Raw genomic sequence first — 17,902 nt, forward strand, 5'->3', positions numbered from 1 at the left:
CTCCCGGCGGTACCACTGTCGTATGCGCAGAACTTAGCGTGACAAGGGCGGTGGGACGTCAATGATCGGGAGGACAGCGATGATCAAGCGTCTGTTGAAGGTCGTGCTTCGCCACGGCTGCTGCTCGGCGTGCACCGGCCTGGGCTGCGGCTGCTGCGACGCCTGCAAGTAGTTCAAAGGTGAACGCCCGGGATATGGGTGTTCGCGCGGCGGACGTCGGCGGCGAGGGCGGGTACCTCGATCACCCGGCGTCCGGCCGCCTCCAGCGTTTCGGCGCCGACGCAGTCGACGAACACCGACGGCTCGCGCCAGGCGAAAACGACGCGCGGGATGCCGGCGTCGAGGATGAGCTGGGTGCAGCTTCGCGGATGTGACGTCCGCGAGCTGCACGGCTCCAGCGACGTGTACATCGTCGCCGCCGCCAGCCTCGGATCCCGGGGTTCGAGCTTGGCGAGCGCGGCTTCCTCGGCATGGTTGGCGGGATCGCCGTCGCCCGAGTAGCCGGTGGAAATGACTTCGCCGTCGGCGGCGGTGATGACGGCGCCGACGCGGAAGGTACGTGGCGGGCAGTTCTCGGCCAGTGCGATGGCCTCGCGCAGGCGCAGAATGTCCACTTCGGACGGTTCCGGGGTCGCGTGGTACTCCAGTACGGCGATGTCACCCAGCCTCGTCGTGCCGGTCAGCGTCAACCCACGCGGGAACGCGCCGGGCCCGGTGAACCGGGGCGCTCGTGGGTCGCCGACGAAGAACGGCGCGATCGCCAGGTGCAGTTCGTCGACCAGGCCTTCGGTGAGGAACTGGGTGTGGATCGCGCCGCCGCCTTCCACCATCAGCCGCCGGACGCCCCGCGTGTGGAGGTCGGCCAGCATCGCGCGCAGATCGACCAGCTCGACGACGGTCGCCTTCACCCCGGTGACGACGCCGGGCGGCGCGTAGACCAGCTTCTCGGCGTCACCGACGGTGAAGAACTGCGCCGTCGGATCGAGTGACCCGCTCCGCGTGAGGGTGACCTTGACCGGCTGTTCCGGACGGCAGGCCGCGACCCGTTCCGCGACCAGTTCCGGCGAGCGGACCAGCAGCCGCGGGTCGTCGGCGCGAACCGTGTTCGCGCCGACGAGGATCGCGTCCGACGCCGCACGCAGACCGTCCACCCTGGCCCAGTCCTCCTCGTTGGACAGCACCAGCCGGGTGTCGCTCGCGTCGTCGAGGTAGCCGTCGAGCGAGACCGCGGCGGAAAGCAGGACATGAGGGCGTTCGATCACGACCGCCAGTATGCCCCCGCCGGTCGCGGGTCGCCGAGGCTACACGGTGGGGCTTGTGGCAGGTCCTCCGTTGCCGGAAATCGGAGCCACGTGACCAAGACCGACACCGGTGCCATCGCCGAAATCCGGCGATGCAAGACCCCGTGATTCCCAGGGGCGGCGTTCAAGAAAACCTGTCTGCGCACTGCTGACCACTGCCAGGCGTCAAGCGCAAGGCCGAGTTCGCCCTGGTCCGCGAATGCCGCAGGCCATTCCTGGCGCTTCGTTGCCGGAAAACGGCGACCCGTCTTCGCCCGAGTCCCCCGCACTCCCCGCGAAAATCGATCGCCACGCGGCGACCCGCGGGCTACCCTGTCGCGGTGATCTTCTGAGACGAACCTGCGCCCTCAACCCACCTCCTTCGCAGGGAGTCTCATGTCTTCTTCCTTGACACTTTCCGACGTCACCTTCACCTGGCCCGACGGCACCCCGGCGTTCGAACGCCTCTCGCTCACCATCGGCGGCGGTCGCACCGGCCTGGTCGGCACCAACGGATCCGGTAAGTCCACGCTGCTCAGGCTGCTCGCCGGCGACCTGCGAGCCACCTCGGGCTCGATCACCGCACCGGGTGAGCTCGGCTACCTGCCGCAGAATCTCGTCCTGGACACCGGCCGCCGCGTCGACGACGTACTCGGTGTCACGGCGATCCGCGCGTCTATCCGGGCCGTCGAGAGCGGTTCGGCCGCCGAAGCGCACTTCGTCACCATCGGCGACAACTGGGACGTCGAGGAGCGCATCCACGCGATCCTCGACCGGCTCGGCCTGGGCGCCATCCGGCTGGACCAGCGGGTGGGCGAACTGTCCGGTGGCGAGCTCACGCTGCTCGGGCTCGCCGCCCTGCTGCTGCGCCGTCCCGCCGCGCTACTGCTCGACGAGCCCACGAACAACCTCGACCTCCGGGCACGCGAGCTCGTGCACCGCGAGGTGGCGGGCTGGGGCGGGATCCTCGTGGTCGTCTCGCACGATCGCGAGCTGCTCTCCCTGGTCGACCGGATCGCGGAGGTCCGCGACCACGAGGTGACGCTGTACGGCGGGAACCTCACCGACTACGAACACGCCGTCGAGGTCGCGCAGGAGGCGGCGCGGCGGCACCTGCGCGCGGCGGAGTCCGATGTCAGGCGGCAGAAACGGGAGCTGATCGAAGCCGGGACCAAACTCGCCCGGCGCGCCCGCTACGGCCAGCAGATGTGGGACCGGAAACGCGAACCCAAGGTGCGGATGCGCAAACGCCAAGAGGACGCGCAAATCGCCGCGGGCAAGTACCGGAACCTCCACACCGACAGGCTCGAAACCGCCGTCGAGGCGATGAAGGCCGCGGAGGATCTGGTGCGGGAGGATGCCGAAATCCGGGTCGAGCTACCGGAAACGACGGTCTCGAGGGGAACGGACGTGCTCCGGATCGACGCCGTGCCCCGCTTCGGCCCGCCGGTGGACCTGCACGTCATGGGACCCGAGCGGATCGCGCTGGTCGGCCCCAACGGTTCGGGCAAGACCACCCTGCTCCGCACGATCACCGGCGAAATCCCGCCGGAGTCGGGTGAGGTGGGACTGTTCGTCCCGGCCAGGCTGCTCCCCCAACGGCTCGACGTCCTCGACGATTCGCTGTCCATTGTGGACAATGTGCGGCTGGTCGCGCCGTCGCTCACGGACAACGAGATCCGCGCGAGGCTGGCGCGGTTCCTGTTCCGGGGCAAGGCGGCCGACCGGGAGGTGACGTCGCTGTCCGGTGGGGAACGGTTCCGTGCCACGCTGGCGACGTTGCTGCTGACCGAGCCCACGCCCCGGCTGCTGCTGCTCGACGAGCCGACGAACAACCTCGACCTGGCGAGCGTGCGACGGCTCACCGAGGCGCTCCTGGCCTACCGGGGAACGCTGATCGTCGCGAGCCACGACCGGCCATTCCTCGCCGACATCGGCATCACCCGCCGGCTGGAGCTCTAGTCTCGTGAGTGGTAAGGACGGTTCTAACCGTCCTTACCACTCACGAGACTTCAGGCGTCGAAGTCCACGGTGACGGCGTCGGAGATCGGCACCGACTGGCAGGTGAGCACGAAACCGGCGTCGACTTCGGCCTTCTCCAGGGCGAAGTTGCGCCGCATGTCCACCGTGCCGTCACAGATCTTCGCCCGGCAGGTTCCGCACACTCCGCCCTTGCAGGCGAACGGCAGGTCCGGGCGATACTTCTGCGCGCCGTCGAGCAGCGAGGAGCTCCGTGGCAGCGTCATCGTCGTCGACCGGCCGTCGAGCACCAGCGTGACCTCGCTGGACGCACCCACGACGGCCGGATCGATGTGGTGCACCGGTTCCGGCGGGGTGTCCACATAGAACAGTTCCTGATGGATCTTCTCGTCGGCGACGTCCAGCGAGCGCAGGAGTTCCTGCGCTCCGGTCACCATCTCGAACGGCCCGCACAGCCACCAGTGCGCGACGTCCTCGACCGGGATCAGCACGGTGCACAGACGCCGCAGCTTCTCCACGTCGAGCCGCCCGGTGAACAGTTCGGCCTCGCGCGGTTCCCGGGAGAGCACGTGGACGAGTTCGAGCCGGGCGGGATGACGGTCTTTGAGATCCGCGAGGTCGTCGGCGAACATGACGGTGTCCGTGCGCCGGTTGCCGTACAGCACGGTCACCGTCGCGTCGGAGTCGCTGAGCAGCGAGGACGCGATCGACAGCACCGGCGTGATCCCGGATCCGGCCGCGATCAGCACGTGATGCCCAGGAACGTCCAGGTCCGGACTGAAGTTGCCGGTCGGCGGAGCGACCTCGATCTCGTCGCCGGGTTTCACGTCGCGCACCAGCCACGACGAGAACAGCCCGCCCGGCACCTCGCGGACGCCGACCCGCGGCGCCGCGCCGGCGGGCGCGCAGATCGAGTACGAACGGCGCTCGTCGCGGCCGTCGATCTCCCGGCGCAGGGTCAGCGACTGTCCCGGCTTGAACCGGAAGGTGTCCGCGAGGTCCTCGGGAACGTCGAAGGTCACCGCGACGGCGTCGTCGCACAAACGCTGGACGTCGGACACCTTGAGGGTGTGGAAGCCCGTGCGGCGCAGGGTCGCTGTCACTAGATCTCCTTGACGTGTTCGAACGGTTCGAGGCAGAACCGGCAGCGGCGCAAGGCCTTGCACGCCGTCGCGCTGAACCGGGACTGCTCCTCGGTGTCCGCGGAACCGCAGTGCGGGCAGCGCACGGACGACACCGGCGGACTCAGCGTGAGCGGGATCGGTCCGGTCCGGCGCGGCGCGGCGCCCGGCGGCGCGATGCCCGCTTCGGCCAGTTTCCGTTTGCCGTCCTCGGTGATCCAGTCGGTGGACCACGCCGGCTGGAGCACCGTGCGGACTTCGACCTCGCCGTAGCCCGCGCCGGTCAGCGCGTGCACGAGGTCGTCGCGCATGGTGTCCATCGCCGGGCAACCCGTATAGGTCGGAGTGATCGCGACGACCACCCGGCCGTCCTCTTCGGACACTTCACGCAGCACACCGAGATCGGCGAGGGTGAGCATCGGCAGTTCCGGATCGGTGACCGTGGCCGCCACGGCGTACGCGGTCACCATGTCGCGTCCGGATGTTCCCTGGCGACACTCTGCAGGGTCGCCAGCAGGAAGCCCATCCGCTCGGTGTGCACGCCGTCACGGCCCATCCGGCCCGAAACCCCCGCGATGGCACCGATTTCCGGGCGCGTCAGCTTCGCGACGGCCAGCACCTGGTCGAGGATCGCGTCGAACTCCGGCCTCAGCGACGGCGACTCGACGAACTCGACCTCGTGCGCCGTGAACAGCTCGCCGACATACGGCCAGACCGCGTCGAGGCCTTCCTGCATCCGCGAGTGGGACAGCTCGGTGCCGTCGCCGAGGCGCACGGCCCACTGGGCGGCGTAGTCGCGGTGGTAGGCGACCTCCTTGACCCCCTTGTCCGCGATGGCCGCGAGCACGGGGTCCACGCTGGTCTGCAAGCGCTGAAGCAGGGCGAGACGCCAGATCGAGAACACCAGCAGCCGCGCGATCAGATGCCCGAAGTGCCCGCCGTCGAGTTCGGCGAGCCGGACGTTGCGGTACTCCTGCTCGCTTCGGAAGAAGGCGTACGAGTCCTCCGTGCGGTCGCTGCCGTCGGCCTTGCCCGCGCGGGCCAGCAGCAGCCGCGCCTGTCCGAGCAGGTCGAGCGCGATGTTCGCGATCGCGACCTCGTCCTCGAGCTCCGGCGCGTTCGTGCACCACTCCTGCAACCGGTGCGAAAAGATCAGCGCGTCGTCGCCTAGCATCAGGCAGTACGCGGCCAGCCGCGCACCGTCCACACCGGACGGAACCGTGGTGTCCACACCGGACAGCGGATCCTCGAACCCGGTGCCGAAGGCCCAGCGGGAATCGTTCTCCTCGGTGATCGCCTCGTAGGCGTTGTCGAAGCTCATGTCAGATGTGGGGGACGTTGTCGGGGATGTCGTAGAACGTCGGGTGCCGGTACACCTTGTCGCCGCTGGGCGCGAAGAACGGGTCCTTCTCGTCCGGCGAGGACGCCGTGATGTCCGACGCCCGCACGACCCAGATCGACACGCCTTCGTTGCGGCGGGTGTAGAGATCCCGCGCGTGGTGCAGCGCCATGTCGTGGTCGGCGGCGTGCAGCGAACCCACGTGCACGTGGTTCAGGCCGCGCTTGCCCCGGACGAACACCTCGTACAACGGCCAGTCGTGTTTCATCACGAACCCTTCTTCGCTGCGTGCGCGGCGGCGGCTTCCCGCACCCACGCGCCGTCTTCCTGGGCCCGCCGCCGGTGCGCGATGCGCTGGGCGTTGCAGGGGCCGTTGCCCTTCAACACGTTCTTGAACTCGTCCCAGTCGACGGCGCCGAAGTCGTAGTGCCCGCGTTCGGGGTTCCACTTCAGGTCCGGGTCCGGGAAGGTGACGCCCAGCGCCTCGGCCTGCGGAATGGACATGTCGACAAAACGCTGGCGCAGCTCGTCGTTGGTATGCCGTTTGACCTTCCACGCCATCGACTGCGCGGTGTTCGGCGAGTCCGCGTCCGGCGGGCCGAACATCATCAGCGACGGCCACCACCAGCGGTTCACCGCCTCCTGCACCATTTCCCGCTGCTTCTCGGTGCCGCGCATCATCGTCATCAGCAGCTCGAAACCCTGCCTCTGGTGGAAGGACTCCTCCTTGCAGATGCGGATCATGGCGCGCGCGTACGGCCCGTACGAGCTGCGGCACAAGGGAACCTGGTTGCAGATCGCCGCGCCGTCGACCAGCCAGCCGATCACGCCGACGTCGGCGAAGGTCAGCGTCGGATAGTTGAAGATCGACGAGTACTTCTGCTTGCCGTTGATCAGCTTGTCGGTCAGATCCGCGCGGTCGGCGCCGAGCGTGGCGGCCGCCGAGTACAGGTACAGCCCGTGCCCGGCCTCGTCCTGCACCTTCGCGAGCAGGATCGCCTTGCGCCGCAAGGAAGGCGCCCGGGTGATCCAGTTGCCCTCGGGCTGCATGCCGATGATCTCCGAATGCGCGTGCTGCGCGATCTGCCGGATCATCGTCTTGCGGTAGCCCTCGGGCACCCAGTCGCGCGGCTCGATGCGCTGATCGCGCGCGATGGTCGCTTCGAAGTGCTTTTCGAGGTCTTCCTCAGGAAGGGTCGCTGTCATGACTGCTCCTTGGCGACCAGGGTGAGCACGTCGTACTTGGCGACCGAGTCGCCGTCGGCGTTGGTCACGTCGGCGTCCCAGCGGACTTCGCCGTATTCCTGGTCGATGCGCGGGGTGATCTGCTTGGCGGTCAGGGTCACGGTCAGCGAGTCGCCGACCTTGACCGGGGTGAGGAACCGCAGGTTCTCCAGGCCGTAGTTGGCCAGCACCGGGCCGGGTTCCGGCGAGACGAACAGGCCCGCCGCGAACGAGACCACGAGGTACCCGTGCGCCACGATCCCGCCGAACAGCGGGTTCGCCGCCGCGGCCTCGGGGTCGGTGTGGGCGTAGAAGGTGTCGCCGGTGAACTCGGCGAAGTGGTCGACGTCTTCCTGGGTGACGGTGCGCGGACCGGCGACGACGGAGTCGCCGATCTTCAGCTCCGCCAAGGACTTCCGGAACGGGTGGACGTCACCTTCGGTCCTCGGCGCGCCCGCGACCCAGCGGCCGGTGACCGTGCTGAGCACCCTCGGGCTGCCCTGGACGGCGGTGCGCTGCATGTGGTGCAGCACGCCGCGGACGCCACCCATCTCCTCGCCGCCGCCGGCGCGGCCGGGGCCACCGTGCACCAGCTGCGGCATCGGCGAGCCGTGGCCGGTGGATTCCTTGGCGTCTTCGGCGTCTAGCACCAGCAGACGGCCGTGGTACGGCGCGACGCCGAGGACGACCTCACGCACGAACTCCTGGTCCGCGGAGACGACGGAACCCACGAGACTGCCCCCGCCGCGTGCGGCGAGCTCGATGACCTGTTCGGTGGAGGTGTAGGGCAGCAGGGTCGACACCGGGCCGAACGCCTCGACCTCGTGCGGCTCGGACCGCTCCGGGTCGGCCTTCAGCAGGACCGGCGAGATGAACGCGCCGCGTTCGGCGTCCGCGCCGACGACCTCGACCTGCTCCGGGTCACCGAAGACGACCGTGCCGACGTCCAGCAGCGCCTTGAGCGACCGCCGGACCTCTTCACGCTGCTCCAGGCTGGCCAGGGCGCCCATCCGGACGCCCTCGGCGGTGGGGTTGCCGATGGTGGTCTTCGCCAGCCGCGCGCTCGCGGCCTCGGCGACGTCGTCCACCAGTTCCGCGGGGACGAACGCGCGGCGGATGGCGGTGCACTTCTGGCCGGCCTTGACCGTCATCTCGGTGGTCAGCTGCTTGACGAAGAGATCGAATTCGGTGGTACCGGGTTTGGCGTCCGGGCCGAGGATCGACAGGTTCAGCGAGTCGGCCTCGGCGTTGAACCGGACGGAGTTGCGCACGATCGCGGGGTGCGCGCGCAGCTTCTGCGCCGTCGACGCGGAGCCGGTGAAGGAGACGAGGTCCTGTGCGGTGACGTGGTCGAGCAGGTCGCCGACGCTGCCCGCGACGAACTGCAGCGTGCCCTCGGGCAGGATGCCCGACTCGATGATGATCTCGACCAGCCGCGCGGTGAGATAAGCGGTCTGACTGGCGGGCTTGATCAGGCTCGGCACCCCGGCGAGGAACGCGGGCGCGAACTTCTCCAGCGGGCCCCAGACGGGGAAGTTGAAGGCGTTGATCTGGACGGCGACCCCGCGCAGCGGGACGGCGATGTGCTGGGCGACGAAGGTGCCGCCCTTGCTCAGCGGCTCGACGTTGCCGTCGACATAGACGGTGTCGTTCGGCAGTTCGCGCTTGCCCTTGCTGGAGTAGGCGAACAGCACGCCGATGCCGCCGTCGATGTCGACCATCGAGTCGGTCTTGGTCGCGCCGGTGCGCGCCGAGAGCGCGTACAGCTCCTCGCGGTGTTCGCGCAGGTGGGAGGCCAGTGCCTTCAGCAGCGCGGCACGCTGGTGGAAGGTCAGCTCACGCAGCGCGGGGCCGCCGACGCGGCGCCCGTAGTCCAGCGCGGCGGCGAAGTCGATGCCCTCGGACGAGACCCGGGCGACCTCTTCGCCGGTGGAGGCGTCGTGCAGCGGTACTCCGTCACTTTCCGCCGTGTGCCATCCGCCGGAGACGTAGCTGCGCAGCAATGCCATGGGGCCGAACCCTTCACTGGTGGGATTAACAGACCGTCCGTTCAGTAATTCACTGTAGCTCGCGTCCGGGGTCTTGCAAACCCCCGGACGGCGGCGGATCCTTGACATCCACCCGGAAGCGCGCCTTTACTTGCGGCACCCTTTAACAACCGTCCATTCGGTCAGTAACCAGGGGGTCTGGCTTGACTAACGCCGCGCACACGATGTTCGCCGACGACCAGGCGTCCAACGCGCTGGGCATCGAGCTGGTCGAGGCCGCCGACGGGCACGCCGTCGCCACCATGCGGATCACCGAGACGATGGTCAACGGTCACGACATCGCCCACGGCGGCTACGTCTTCCTGCTGGCCGACACGACGTTCGCCTGCGCCTGCAACAGCCATGGGCCGGTGACGGTCGCTTCCGGTGCGGAGATCTCCTTCGTCGCCGCCGGCAAACTCGGCGACCACCTCATCGCCACCGCCACCGAGCGGACCCGCTACGGCCGCAATGGCATCTACGACGTCACCGTGCACCGGGAGACCCCCGACGGGCCGGAGGTCGTCGCCGAATTCCGCGGCCGCAGCCGCACCATCGAGAAAGCATGACGATGACCGCCTTCAGCGACGACGCCGAGAACCTGACCATCGACGAACTTCAGGCGCTGCAACTGAAGCGTCTCCGGTGGACGCTGCGGCACGCCTACGACAACGTGCCGTTCTACACCCGGAAGTTCGACGAGGCGGGCGTTCACCCGGACGACTGCAAGGCGCTCGAAGACCTGGCGAAGTTCCCCTTCACCACGAAACAGGACCTGCGCGACAACTACCCGTTCGGCATGTTCGCCGTGCCGGAAGCGCAGGTCAGCCGCATCCACGCGTCCAGCGGGACCACCGGGAAACCGACCGTCGTCGGCTACACCGCCGAAGACATCGACACCTGGGCGACGGTGATGGCGCGGTCGATCCGCGCCGCGGGCGGGCGGCCGGGCGACAAGGTCCACGTCGCCTACGGATACGGCCTGTTCACCGGCGGCCTCGGCGCGCATTACGGCGCCGAGAAGCTCGGCTGCACGGTGATCCCGGCGTCCGGCGGCATGACCGCGCGCCAGGTGCAGATCATCACCGACTTCAAACCCGAGATCATCATGGTCACCCCGTCGTACATGCTCACCCTGCTCGACGAATTCGAACGGCAGGGTGTCGACCCGCGGACGAGCTCGCTCAAGGTCGGCATCTTCGGCGCCGAGCCGTGGACCGAGCAGATGCGCGCGGAGATCGAGGACCGTGCCGGCATCGACGCCGTCGACATCTACGGCCTGTCCGAGGTGATGGGGCCCGGCGTCGCACAGGAATGCGTCGAGACGAAGGACGGGCTGCACATCTGGGAGGACCACTTCTTCCCCGAGGTGATCGACCCGTTCACCGAGAAGCCCACCGACGCCGAGGGTGAGCTGCTGTTCACCTCGCTCACCAAACAGGCGCTGCCGATCATCCGGTACCGCACGCGCGACCTGACCCGCCTGCTGCCGGGCACCGCGCGGCCGGCATACCGGCGGATGGAGAAGGTGACCGGGCGCAGCGATGACATGATCATCCTGCGTGGCGTCAACGTCTTCCCCACGCAGATCGAGGAAGTCGTGCTGGTGACCCCCGCGCTCGCGCCGCATTTCCAGCTGATCCGGTCGACGAAGGGCCGGATGGACCACCTGACGGTGCGGGTCGAAGCGCGTCCGGACGCGTCCACCGAGCAGCGCGCCGAGGCCGCCGCCAGGCTGATCGCCGGCGTCAAGGACGGGGTCGGCGTGAGCGTCGGCGTCGAGGTCGTCGACCCGGACACCCTGGAACGGTCGCTGGGCAAGATGCGCCGCGTACTCGACGAACGGGACCGCGGTTGAGCACCCCCGCCCGCCGGGGACGCCCCGGCTACGACCTCGAATCGCTGCTGCAGGTCGCGGTCAAACTGTTCAACGAACGCGGCTACGACGGCACCAGCATGGAGGACCTCTCCCGCAAGCTCGGCATCACCAAATCCGCGATCTACCACCACGTGCCGAGCAAGGAGGAGCTGCTGCGGCTCGCCGTCGACCGCGCGCTGAACGGCCTGTTCGCCGTCGCCGCCGAGACGGAATCCTTCGAGGGCAAGGCGATCGAGAAGCTCGAGCATCTGGTGCGGGGCAGTGTCCTCGTACTGGTCGACCAGCTGCCGTTCGTGACGCTGCTGCTGCGGGTGCGCGGCAACACCAAGATCGAACGCGCGGCGCTGGCGCGACGGCGCGAATTCGACCGGCTCGTCACGGAACTGGTGAAACAGGCCGAAACCGAAGGCGACGTGCGGCCCGACATCGATCCCGCGGTCACCGCGCGGCTGCTGTACGGCATGGTGAACTCGCTGATCGAGTGGTACCGGCCGCGGCGGGGTTCGGCCGGGACGGAGCTGGCGGACGCGGTCTGCAAGATCGCCTTCGACGGCCTCCGGACCCAGTGAGGCTGAAGGGGATTTGAGCAGAAGTCCGTGAGAGACCCAGTCCCGCTACTCCCCCGCGGCCTTGGGCGGCCGCCGCGCCTGCCAGATCAGCGCCTCGCGCAACTGCTGGATGAGCTGTTCGTCGTCGGCCTCCGACGGATCGACCCCGAGCGGGATCCAGCGTTCGCCGACCTCGGCACCGTTCTCGAAACTGGTGATCACGATCCCCGCGTAGGAGACGCATTCGTCCTGGACGCGGACGTCACGATGCTGCAGCCGCACACTGACCCACCGTCCGGTACGGCGAACCGGATCGCGTTCGGCACTGGCCATTCGTCCCTACCCATGACACCCGGTCCCCCCGCCCCCAACGTCGCCGTGCGGGCCCCTGGGGTTACCGGCGGGTTGTTCCGAATGAATAACGGCGACCGGTCACCTGAAACGGTTACGCTCGGCCCATGAGCACCGATCCGGAGAACCGGCGGCGCCGCCTCGAGCCGGCCGCCCGGCGCGCCGAGATCCTGACCGCGGCCCGGCGGCTGTTCGGCGCGAGCACGTACGCCTCGGTTTCGACCTCGGACATCGCGAAGGCCGCCGGGGTGGCGAGGCCCCTGATCAACCACTACTTCGGCGGCAAACGGGAGCTGTACCTGGAAGTCGTCCGGCAGATGATGATCGTCCCGGCGCCGGTGATCGAAAACCTGCCCGACACGAGCGCCGAAGAGCGGCTCGCGATCAGCGTCCAGCACTGGATCGAGGTCGTCGAGCGCAACGAGCAGGCGTGGCTGACGGCGATCGGCCCCGAGGCGGTGGGCCGCGACCCGGAGATCGAGCGGATCATGCTGGAGGCCGACGAGATCGCCGCCGATCGCGTACTCGCGGCCGCGTTGATGAGCGAGGTCACCGAGGGTCGCGAAGAACTCCGCGCGATGATCCGTTCGTACGGCGGGATGCTGCGCGCGGCGTCACGCGAATGGCTGATCCGCGGCACGCTCGGCCGCGAAGAGCTGCGGGTCTTCCTCACCGATTCGATCCTGCACCTGCTGCGGGTCACCTACCCGGCCGTGCTCGCAACGCGTTCCGCCGGGCATAAGCCGCCGGCGTCATCCCCTTCCAGCGTTTGAACGCGTAGATGAAACTCGACGCTTCGGCGTAGCCCAGCCGCAGCGCGACGTCCTCCACGCTGAGCGCGCCGGTGTCGAGCATTTCCTCCGCCAAGGCCTGGCGGACCTCGTCGAGCAGCGTGCGGTAGCCGGTTCCGGCCTCGAACAGCCGCCGTCGCAGCGTGCGCGGGCTGAGCGCGAGCTGCCGCGCGACCTCGTCCATCCCGGCGCCGACGCCGCCGAGCCGCACCAGCCGTTCCCGGACCTGCTGCGCGATCCCGGAGCGTTCCCGTTTCCGGGACACCAGCAGATCGCATTGCGCGGCGCAGACCGCGACCGTCTGGTCGTTGGCCTGCGGCAAGGGTTTGTCGAGGAAGAGCGGATCAAGGGTGGCTAGATGCGACGGAGCGGCGAACGACGGCGGCAAGCCGAACGTCCGCACGTATTCGTCCACTGTGGAGGGACGTTCGTGCCGGAAGGCCACGGAACGCAAGGAGATGTCCGGCAGGATGTCGCGCATGACGGTGTGGATGGTGCCGAGGTCGCGCAGCACGAGGAACCGGGCGACGTCGCCCGGCACGCGGCTGTCGTCCATGGCCAGCGCGAGCCGTCCGGACTCGACGGTCACATGCGGGATGCAGAAGGTGAAACTCAGGTCGAGGTAGCGCAGGGCGAAGCGCATCGCGTCCCCCAGCGTCGGGCTGCTGATGCACGCGAAGCCGAAGATGCCGAACGCGCTGACCCGGTACCGCCTGCTCAGTCGCAGCGCGATGTCGTCCCCGTCGCCGAGCCCGCGGATCAGGGCCCGGACCACCGCGAGCTCCTGCCGTGCGTCGACCTGGCCGTCCACGGACGCGTACTCGTAGGACTCCAGCCCCGCGACACCGTTCTCGGCGGCGAAGCGGGCCATGAGCACGATGCTCGCCGTGCCGCGTGGGTAGTCCCAGTCCCGGATCACCGGCGGCGGTAGTTCCATGGCCGGGATTATGGATCCCGGCAACGCTCGCCGCATTGAGGACCGTAACTGTCCTTGATCCCGATTAGGGTGAACGGCATGTCCGACACGTTGAGCAGGCGCGCGCTGAACCGCGCCATGCTGGACCGGCAGCTGCTGCTCCGGCGTTCGAAGATGACCGCGCTCGAAGCGGTCGAGCAGCTGGCCGGGTTGCAGGCACAGGCCCCGAACCCGCCGTACTTCGCACTGTGGACCCGGCTGCACGGGTTCCGCCAGGAAGATCTGGCGAACCTGCTGCTGGACAAGCGTGTCGTGCGGATCGCGCTCATGCGCGGCACGGTGCACCTGGTGAAACCGGCGGACGCGCTGGCCTGGCGGCCGATCGTGCAGCCCCTCTACGACCGCTCGGTGACCGGCAACACCCAGTTCAGCCCCGACATCAAGGACCTCGACCACCAGGAGATCGCCCGCACCGCCCGCAAACTGCTCGGCGAGCGGCCGCTTTCGTCGGCGGGACTCGGCGCGGAACTGGCGAAACACTGGGAGGGCGTGGCGCCGTCGTCGCTGGTGCATGTCGCGCGGGCGTTGCTGCCGCTGGTGCAGATCCCGCCGCGTGGCGTCTGGGGCAAGGCCGGCCAGCCGACCTATCAGACCACCGGGGACTGGCTGGGCGCCGAGCCGGACGCGACGCCGTCCCCGGAAGCGATGTTCCGCCGCTATCTGGCCGCTTTCGGGCCCGCAAGTGTGCAAGACGCGCAGGCATGGGCGGGGATCACGAAGCTCGGCGACGTCGCCGAGCGACTGCGGCCGGAGCTGCGGACGTTCCGCGACGAGAACGGCCGCGAGCTCTTCGACCTCGAAGACGCCCCGCGGCCGGACCCGGACACCCCCGCGCCCGCCCGGCTGCTGGGACCGTTCGACCAGACCGTGCTGTCCTACGCCGACCGCACCCGCGTGATCAGCGACGAGTACCGCAAGGTCGTCATCACGCAGAACGGCCTGGTCAAGGGCACCATCCTGGTCGGTGGGTTCGTGAAGGGATTCTGGGAGATCAAGACGGCGAAGAAGGCCGCGTCGGTGGTGATCACGCCCTTCGAGCGGGTCCCGAAGCGCGATCTGGACGCCCTCGAAAGCTCCGCTCACCGCCTGCTGACCTGGGCTCACCCGAAGGCCGAAAGTCATTCGGTGGAGATCGTGGCCGGAAATCTCGATTGAGTGGCCGGTCGTGTACTTCCTAGTGGGGTGACCGCTGGGTAACTTCGATCGGCATGGGCGATACGAGCGTGCTGATCGTAGGGACGGGCTTCGGCGGGGTCGGAACGGCGATCGAGCTCAAACGCGCCGGGTTCGACGACTTCACCATCCTGGAGAGCGCGGACGAACCGGGCGGCGTCTGGCGGGAGAACACGTACCCCGGCGCCGGCTGCGACATCCCGTCGCCGCTGTACTCGTTCTCCTACGAGCCCAACCCCGACTGGCCGAAGCGGTTTTCGCTGCAACCGGACATCCACGAGTACCTCAAACGCGTGGTGCGCCGCTACGGGCTCGAACCGCACATCCGATTCGGCACCCGCGTCACCGCCGCGGCCTTCGACGAGGAGCGCGGACTCTGGCGAGTGGAGACCGCGGGTGGCGAGACGTTCGAGGCGAACGTCTTCGTGCCCGCCGTCGGCCAGCTTTCGCGGCCGGTCCAGCCGGACATCCCCGGACAGGAGACCTTCAAGGGCGCCAGTTTCCACTCCGCGCGCTGGGATCACGACGTCGACCTGCGCGGCAAGAAGGTCGCGGTGATCGGCACCGGCGCGAGCGCCATCCAGTTCGTGCCCGAGCTCCAGCGCCAGGCGGGTGAGCTGACGGTGTTCCAGCGCACCGCGCCCTACATCATGGCCAAACGGGACACCGGCTACCGGCGCTGGCAGCAGCGGCTGTTCCGGCATCTGCCCGCCACCCAGCTGCTCGGCAGGCTGCGGATCTTCCTCCTCGCCGAGTACGCGACCTACGCGATGACCAAACATCCGCTGCTGGCCAAGATCTTCGAACTGCGGACGGCCCAGCTGCGCCGCCGCCACATCAAGGACCGGGCGCTGCGCGAGAAACTCACCCCGGACTATCCGCTGGGCTGCAAGCGGATCCTGTTCACCAACGAGTACCTGCCCGCGCTGGCGCAGCACAACGTCGCCGTGGAGACGCGGCGGATCAGCGCGATCACCCCGTCCGGGGTGCTCACCGAGGACGGCGTCGAACACGAAGCCGACGTCATCGTCTACGGGACGGGTTTCGCGGCGACCGACTTCCTCGGTGAACTCAAGATCGAGGGGCTCGGCGGGCGGGCGCTGTCCGACGCGTGGAAGGGCGGCGCGCGGGCGTACCTCGGCATGACCGTGCCGGGTTTTCCGAACCTGTTCTGCGTCTACGGGCCCAACACGAACCTCGGCGCGGGCTCCATCATCTACATGATCGAACGGCAGGCTCGCTACATCCGCCAAGCCGTCGAACATCTCGCCAAACCTGAAGTGTCCTATATGGACGTCGTACCGGAGGTCGAGCAGGCCTACGACGAGGAGATCCAGCGACGCCTCGGGCGCAGTGTCTGGACGACCTGCGCCAGCTGGTACCGCCAGGAGAACGGCCGCGTGAGCACGAACTGGCCGGGCCTGGTCACCGAGTACGACCGGCGGACGAAGAAGCTCGACCTCGGCGACTACCGGACGGCGGGTGCGCGATGAACTACGACGTGCTGGTGATCGGCTCCGGTTTCGGCGGCAGCGTGACCGCGTTGCGGCTCACCGAGAAGGGGTATCGCGTCGGAGTGCTGGAGACCGGCCGCCGGTTCGCCGACGACGAGTTCGCGAAGACGTCGTGGCGGCTCCGGAAGTACCTGTGGGCCCCAAAACTGGGGTGCTACGGCATCCAGCGGCTCACACTGCTGAAGAACACCTTCGTGCTGAGCGGCGCGGGTGTCGGCGGCGGGTCGCTCGTCTACGCCAACACGCTCTACGAACCACCGGACACCTTCTACGAAGACCCGCAGTGGGCGCATATCACCGACTGGAAGGCCGAACTGGCCCCGCATTACGACCAGGCGAGACGGATGCTGGGCGTGGTGGAGAACCCGCTGGTCACTCCGGCCGACCGCGTGCTGCGCGAGGTCGCCGAGGACATGGGCATCGCGGGCACCTATCGGCCCACGCCGGTCGGCGTCCACTTCGGCAAGCGCGACGTCGACCCGTTCTTCGGCGGCGAAGGACCGCTGCGCAAGCCGTGCACGCACTGCGGCGAGTGCATGACCGGCTGCCGGGTCGGCGCGAAGAACACGACCGTCAAGAACTACCTGTACCTGGCGGAGAAGGCGGGCGCGGAGGTCCATCCGCTGACCACCGCCGTGTCGGTCCGGCCGATCGACGGCGGCTACGCGGTCGACACCGTCCGAACAGGACGATGGGGGCGCAAGCGCAAGCAGACCTTCACCGCCTCCGAGGTGGTGTTCGCCGCCGCTTCCCTTGGCACCCAACGGCTTCTGCATTCGTTGAAGGACTCGGGAACGCTGCCGAACCTGTCACCGCGTCTCGGCCTGCTCGCCAGGACGAACTCCGAGGCCGTGCTCGCCGCGCGGTCCCTGCGCAAGGACACCGATTTCACCCGCGGCGTCGCGATCACGTCGTCGATCCACCCCGACGCCGTCACGCACGTCGAACCGGTGCGTTACGGCAAGGGCAGCAACTTCATGGGCCTGCTGACGACGGTGCTCGTCGACGCCGAGCCGGGCCGACGCCGGTGGGTGCTGGGCGCGCGGGAACTGTGGCGGAACCGCCGGCAGCTGGTGCGGCTGCACAACCCGCGACGGTGGTCGGAGCGGATGGTCGGGCTGCTGGTGATGCAGACGCTGAACAATTCCGTGACCACGTATCCGAAAAGCGGGCTCTTCGGCCGCCGGATGACCACGAAGCAGGGCATCGGCGAGCCGAACCCGGAGTGGATCCCGGCCGGCCACGAGGTCACGCGGCGGGTGGCGGACAAGATCGGCGGGCTGGCGCAGGGCGCGTGGACGGATCTGGCGAACATCCCCATCACCGGCCATTTCATCGGCGGTTGCGCGATCGGCGACAGCGCCGAGACCGGCGTCGTCGACCCGTACCAGCGCGTGCACGGCCACCCCGGGCTGCATATCGCGGACGGTTCGGCGATCTCGGCGAACCTCGGGGTGAACCCGTCGCTGACCATCACCGCGCAGGCGGAACGCGCGATGTCGTTGTGGCCCAACAAGGGCGAGCCCGACCCGCGGCCGCCGCTCGGCGCCCCCTACCAGCGCCTGTCCCCCGTCGCCCCGCTCAAGCCCGTCGTGCCCCCGCACGCCCCGGCCGCCCTGCGCCTCCCCCTCACCCCGCTCTGACCCCCCGCAATTCGTCATCTACTTGCGATGTTCGCGTGGCGCGAATATCGCAAGTA

The 17,902-nt window shown here is 68.7% G+C and carries 17 protein-coding genes; 8 read left to right on the top strand and 9 right to left on the bottom strand.

The window, feature by feature from the left end; all coding sequences use genetic code 11:
* Positions 1-173: 173 nt before the first annotated feature.
* The gene (locus tag BLW75_RS15610; RefSeq protein ID WP_034323168.1) at positions 174-1,262 is read right to left on the bottom strand and encodes a dihydrofolate reductase family protein; all 1,089 of its coding nucleotides are present in this window, start codon (positions 1,260-1,262) and stop codon (positions 174-176) included.
* Positions 1,263-1,676: 414 nt separating this feature from the next.
* Here BLW75_RS15610 and BLW75_RS15615 point away from each other — a divergent pair, with 414 nt between their 5' ends.
* Positions 1,677-3,242 carry an ABC-F family ATP-binding cassette domain-containing protein gene (locus tag BLW75_RS15615; protein ID WP_034323166.1) on the top strand — a complete coding sequence of 522 codons (1,566 nt, stop codon included), beginning with the start codon at positions 1,677-1,679 and terminating at the stop codon, positions 3,240-3,242.
* Positions 3,243-3,292: 50 nt separating this feature from the next.
* Here BLW75_RS15615 and paaE read toward each other — a convergent pair whose 3' ends face one another.
* The 6 genes from paaE to paaZ are packed head-to-tail and all read right to left on the bottom strand — an operon-like array spanning position 3,293 to position 8,953.
* A complete protein-coding gene (paaE, locus tag BLW75_RS15620; protein WP_034323163.1) occupies positions 3,293-4,363 on the bottom strand; it encodes a 1,2-phenylacetyl-CoA epoxidase subunit PaaE in 1,071 nt (356 codons plus the stop codon).
* Positions 4,363-4,851: a 1,2-phenylacetyl-CoA epoxidase subunit PaaD gene (paaD, locus tag BLW75_RS15625; RefSeq protein ID WP_034323161.1), complete on the bottom strand. Its 489-nt coding sequence runs from the start codon at positions 4,849-4,851 to the stop codon at positions 4,363-4,365. Before paaD ends, paaE begins: the two co-directional genes overlap by 1 nt.
* A complete protein-coding gene (gene paaC, locus BLW75_RS15630) occupies positions 4,845-5,702 on the bottom strand; it encodes a 1,2-phenylacetyl-CoA epoxidase subunit PaaC (protein WP_034323158.1) in 858 nt (285 codons plus the stop codon). The genes paaD and paaC overlap by 7 nt, the downstream gene beginning before the upstream one ends.
* Position 5,703: 1 nt before the next feature.
* Positions 5,704-5,988 carry a 1,2-phenylacetyl-CoA epoxidase subunit PaaB gene (paaB, locus tag BLW75_RS15635; protein WP_034323157.1) on the bottom strand — a complete coding sequence of 95 codons (285 nt, stop codon included), beginning with the start codon at positions 5,986-5,988 and terminating at the stop codon, positions 5,704-5,706.
* Positions 5,988-6,926 carry a 1,2-phenylacetyl-CoA epoxidase subunit PaaA gene (gene paaA, locus BLW75_RS15640; protein WP_034323155.1) on the bottom strand — a complete coding sequence of 313 codons (939 nt, stop codon included), beginning with the start codon at positions 6,924-6,926 and terminating at the stop codon, positions 5,988-5,990. Before paaA ends, paaB begins: the two co-directional genes overlap by 1 nt.
* On the bottom strand, positions 6,923-8,953 hold the full coding sequence (paaZ, locus tag BLW75_RS15645) for a phenylacetic acid degradation bifunctional protein PaaZ (protein WP_034323153.1): 2,031 nt from the start codon (positions 8,951-8,953) through the stop codon (positions 6,923-6,925). The genes paaA and paaZ overlap by 4 nt, the downstream gene beginning before the upstream one ends.
* Positions 8,954-9,156: 203 nt before the next feature.
* Between paaZ and paaI the strand changes: the two genes are divergently transcribed.
* The 3 genes from paaI to BLW75_RS15660 are packed head-to-tail and all read left to right on the top strand — an operon-like array spanning position 9,157 to position 11,419.
* Positions 9,157-9,540, top strand: a complete 384-nt coding sequence (gene paaI, locus BLW75_RS15650) for a hydroxyphenylacetyl-CoA thioesterase PaaI (RefSeq protein ID WP_034323150.1) — start codon at positions 9,157-9,159, stop codon at positions 9,538-9,540.
* Entirely contained in the window at positions 9,537-10,829 is a 1,293-nt protein-coding gene (paaK, locus tag BLW75_RS15655) for a phenylacetate--CoA ligase PaaK (RefSeq protein WP_198935845.1), read from the top strand. Before paaI ends, paaK begins: the two co-directional genes overlap by 4 nt.
* Positions 10,826-11,419: a TetR/AcrR family transcriptional regulator gene (locus tag BLW75_RS15660; RefSeq protein WP_034323145.1), complete on the top strand. Its 594-nt coding sequence runs from the start codon at positions 10,826-10,828 to the stop codon at positions 11,417-11,419. The genes paaK and BLW75_RS15660 overlap by 4 nt, the downstream gene beginning before the upstream one ends.
* A 45-nt stretch (positions 11,420-11,464) precedes the next feature.
* Here the strand turns inward: BLW75_RS15660 and BLW75_RS15665 are convergent, their stop codons facing one another.
* Positions 11,465-11,731 carry a hypothetical protein gene (locus tag BLW75_RS15665; RefSeq protein ID WP_034323142.1) on the bottom strand — a complete coding sequence of 89 codons (267 nt, stop codon included), beginning with the start codon at positions 11,729-11,731 and terminating at the stop codon, positions 11,465-11,467.
* 125 nt (positions 11,732-11,856) lie between these two features.
* Here BLW75_RS15665 and BLW75_RS15670 point away from each other — a divergent pair, with 125 nt between their 5' ends.
* Entirely contained in the window at positions 11,857-12,522 is a 666-nt protein-coding gene (locus BLW75_RS15670; protein ID WP_034323139.1) for a TetR/AcrR family transcriptional regulator, read from the top strand.
* On the opposite strand, the gene BLW75_RS15675 is transcribed toward BLW75_RS15670, so the two are convergent.
* The gene (locus BLW75_RS15675; protein WP_034323137.1) at positions 12,449-13,477 is read right to left on the bottom strand and encodes an AraC family transcriptional regulator; all 1,029 of its coding nucleotides are present in this window, start codon (positions 13,475-13,477) and stop codon (positions 12,449-12,451) included. The two genes, BLW75_RS15670 and BLW75_RS15675, sit on opposite strands and share 74 nt — an antisense overlap.
* Before the next feature lie 78 nt (positions 13,478-13,555).
* On the opposite strand from BLW75_RS15675, the gene BLW75_RS15680 reads away from it, so the two are divergent.
* The 3 genes from BLW75_RS15680 to BLW75_RS15690 are packed head-to-tail and all read left to right on the top strand — an operon-like array spanning position 13,556 to position 17,846.
* The gene (locus tag BLW75_RS15680; RefSeq protein WP_034323186.1) at positions 13,556-14,671 is read left to right on the top strand and encodes a winged helix DNA-binding domain-containing protein; all 1,116 of its coding nucleotides are present in this window, start codon (positions 13,556-13,558) and stop codon (positions 14,669-14,671) included.
* Between the two features lie 53 nt (positions 14,672-14,724).
* Positions 14,725-16,182 carry a flavin-containing monooxygenase gene (locus BLW75_RS15685; RefSeq protein WP_034323134.1) on the top strand — a complete coding sequence of 486 codons (1,458 nt, stop codon included), beginning with the start codon at positions 14,725-14,727 and terminating at the stop codon, positions 16,180-16,182.
* Positions 16,179-17,846, top strand: a complete 1,668-nt coding sequence (locus BLW75_RS15690) for a GMC oxidoreductase (protein ID WP_034323131.1) — start codon at positions 16,179-16,181, stop codon at positions 17,844-17,846. The genes BLW75_RS15685 and BLW75_RS15690 overlap by 4 nt, the downstream gene beginning before the upstream one ends.
* The last annotated feature ends 56 nt before the right edge of the window (positions 17,847-17,902 follow it).

Origin of the sequence: Amycolatopsis lurida (assembly GCF_900105055.1) — a bacterium.
Lineage (GTDB): Bacteria > Actinomycetota > Actinomycetes > Mycobacteriales > Pseudonocardiaceae > Amycolatopsis > Amycolatopsis lurida.

Excerpts from the sequence above, each read along its gene's own strand:
- BLW75_RS15615 (WP_034323166.1), top strand. The coding sequence starts at position 1,677 with ATGTCTTCTTCCTTGACACTTTCCGACGTCACCTTCACCTGGCCCGAC.
- paaD (WP_034323161.1), bottom strand. The coding sequence starts at position 4,851 with ATGGTGACCGCGTACGCCGTGGCGGCCACGGTCACCGATCCGGAACTG.
- paaC (WP_034323158.1), bottom strand. The coding sequence starts at position 5,702 with ATGAGCTTCGACAACGCCTACGAGGCGATCACCGAGGAGAACGATTCC.
- paaB (WP_034323157.1), bottom strand. The coding sequence starts at position 5,988 with ATGAAACACGACTGGCCGTTGTACGAGGTGTTCGTCCGGGGCAAGCGC.
- paaA (WP_034323155.1), bottom strand. The coding sequence starts at position 6,926 with ATGACAGCGACCCTTCCTGAGGAAGACCTCGAAAAGCACTTCGAAGCG.
- paaZ (WP_034323153.1), bottom strand. The coding sequence starts at position 8,953 with ATGGCATTGCTGCGCAGCTACGTCTCCGGCGGATGGCACACGGCGGAA.
- paaI (WP_034323150.1), top strand. The coding sequence starts at position 9,157 with ATGTTCGCCGACGACCAGGCGTCCAACGCGCTGGGCATCGAGCTGGTC.
- paaK (WP_198935845.1), top strand. The coding sequence starts at position 9,537 with ATGACGATGACCGCCTTCAGCGACGACGCCGAGAACCTGACCATCGAC.
- BLW75_RS15665 (WP_034323142.1), bottom strand. The coding sequence starts at position 11,731 with ATGGCCAGTGCCGAACGCGATCCGGTTCGCCGTACCGGACGGTGGGTC.
- BLW75_RS15670 (WP_034323139.1), top strand. The coding sequence starts at position 11,857 with ATGAGCACCGATCCGGAGAACCGGCGGCGCCGCCTCGAGCCGGCCGCC.
- BLW75_RS15675 (WP_034323137.1), bottom strand. The coding sequence starts at position 13,477 with ATGGAACTACCGCCGCCGGTGATCCGGGACTGGGACTACCCACGCGGC.
- BLW75_RS15680 (WP_034323186.1), top strand. The coding sequence starts at position 13,556 with ATGTCCGACACGTTGAGCAGGCGCGCGCTGAACCGCGCCATGCTGGAC.
- BLW75_RS15685 (WP_034323134.1), top strand. The coding sequence starts at position 14,725 with ATGGGCGATACGAGCGTGCTGATCGTAGGGACGGGCTTCGGCGGGGTC.
- BLW75_RS15690 (WP_034323131.1), top strand. The coding sequence starts at position 16,179 with ATGAACTACGACGTGCTGGTGATCGGCTCCGGTTTCGGCGGCAGCGTG.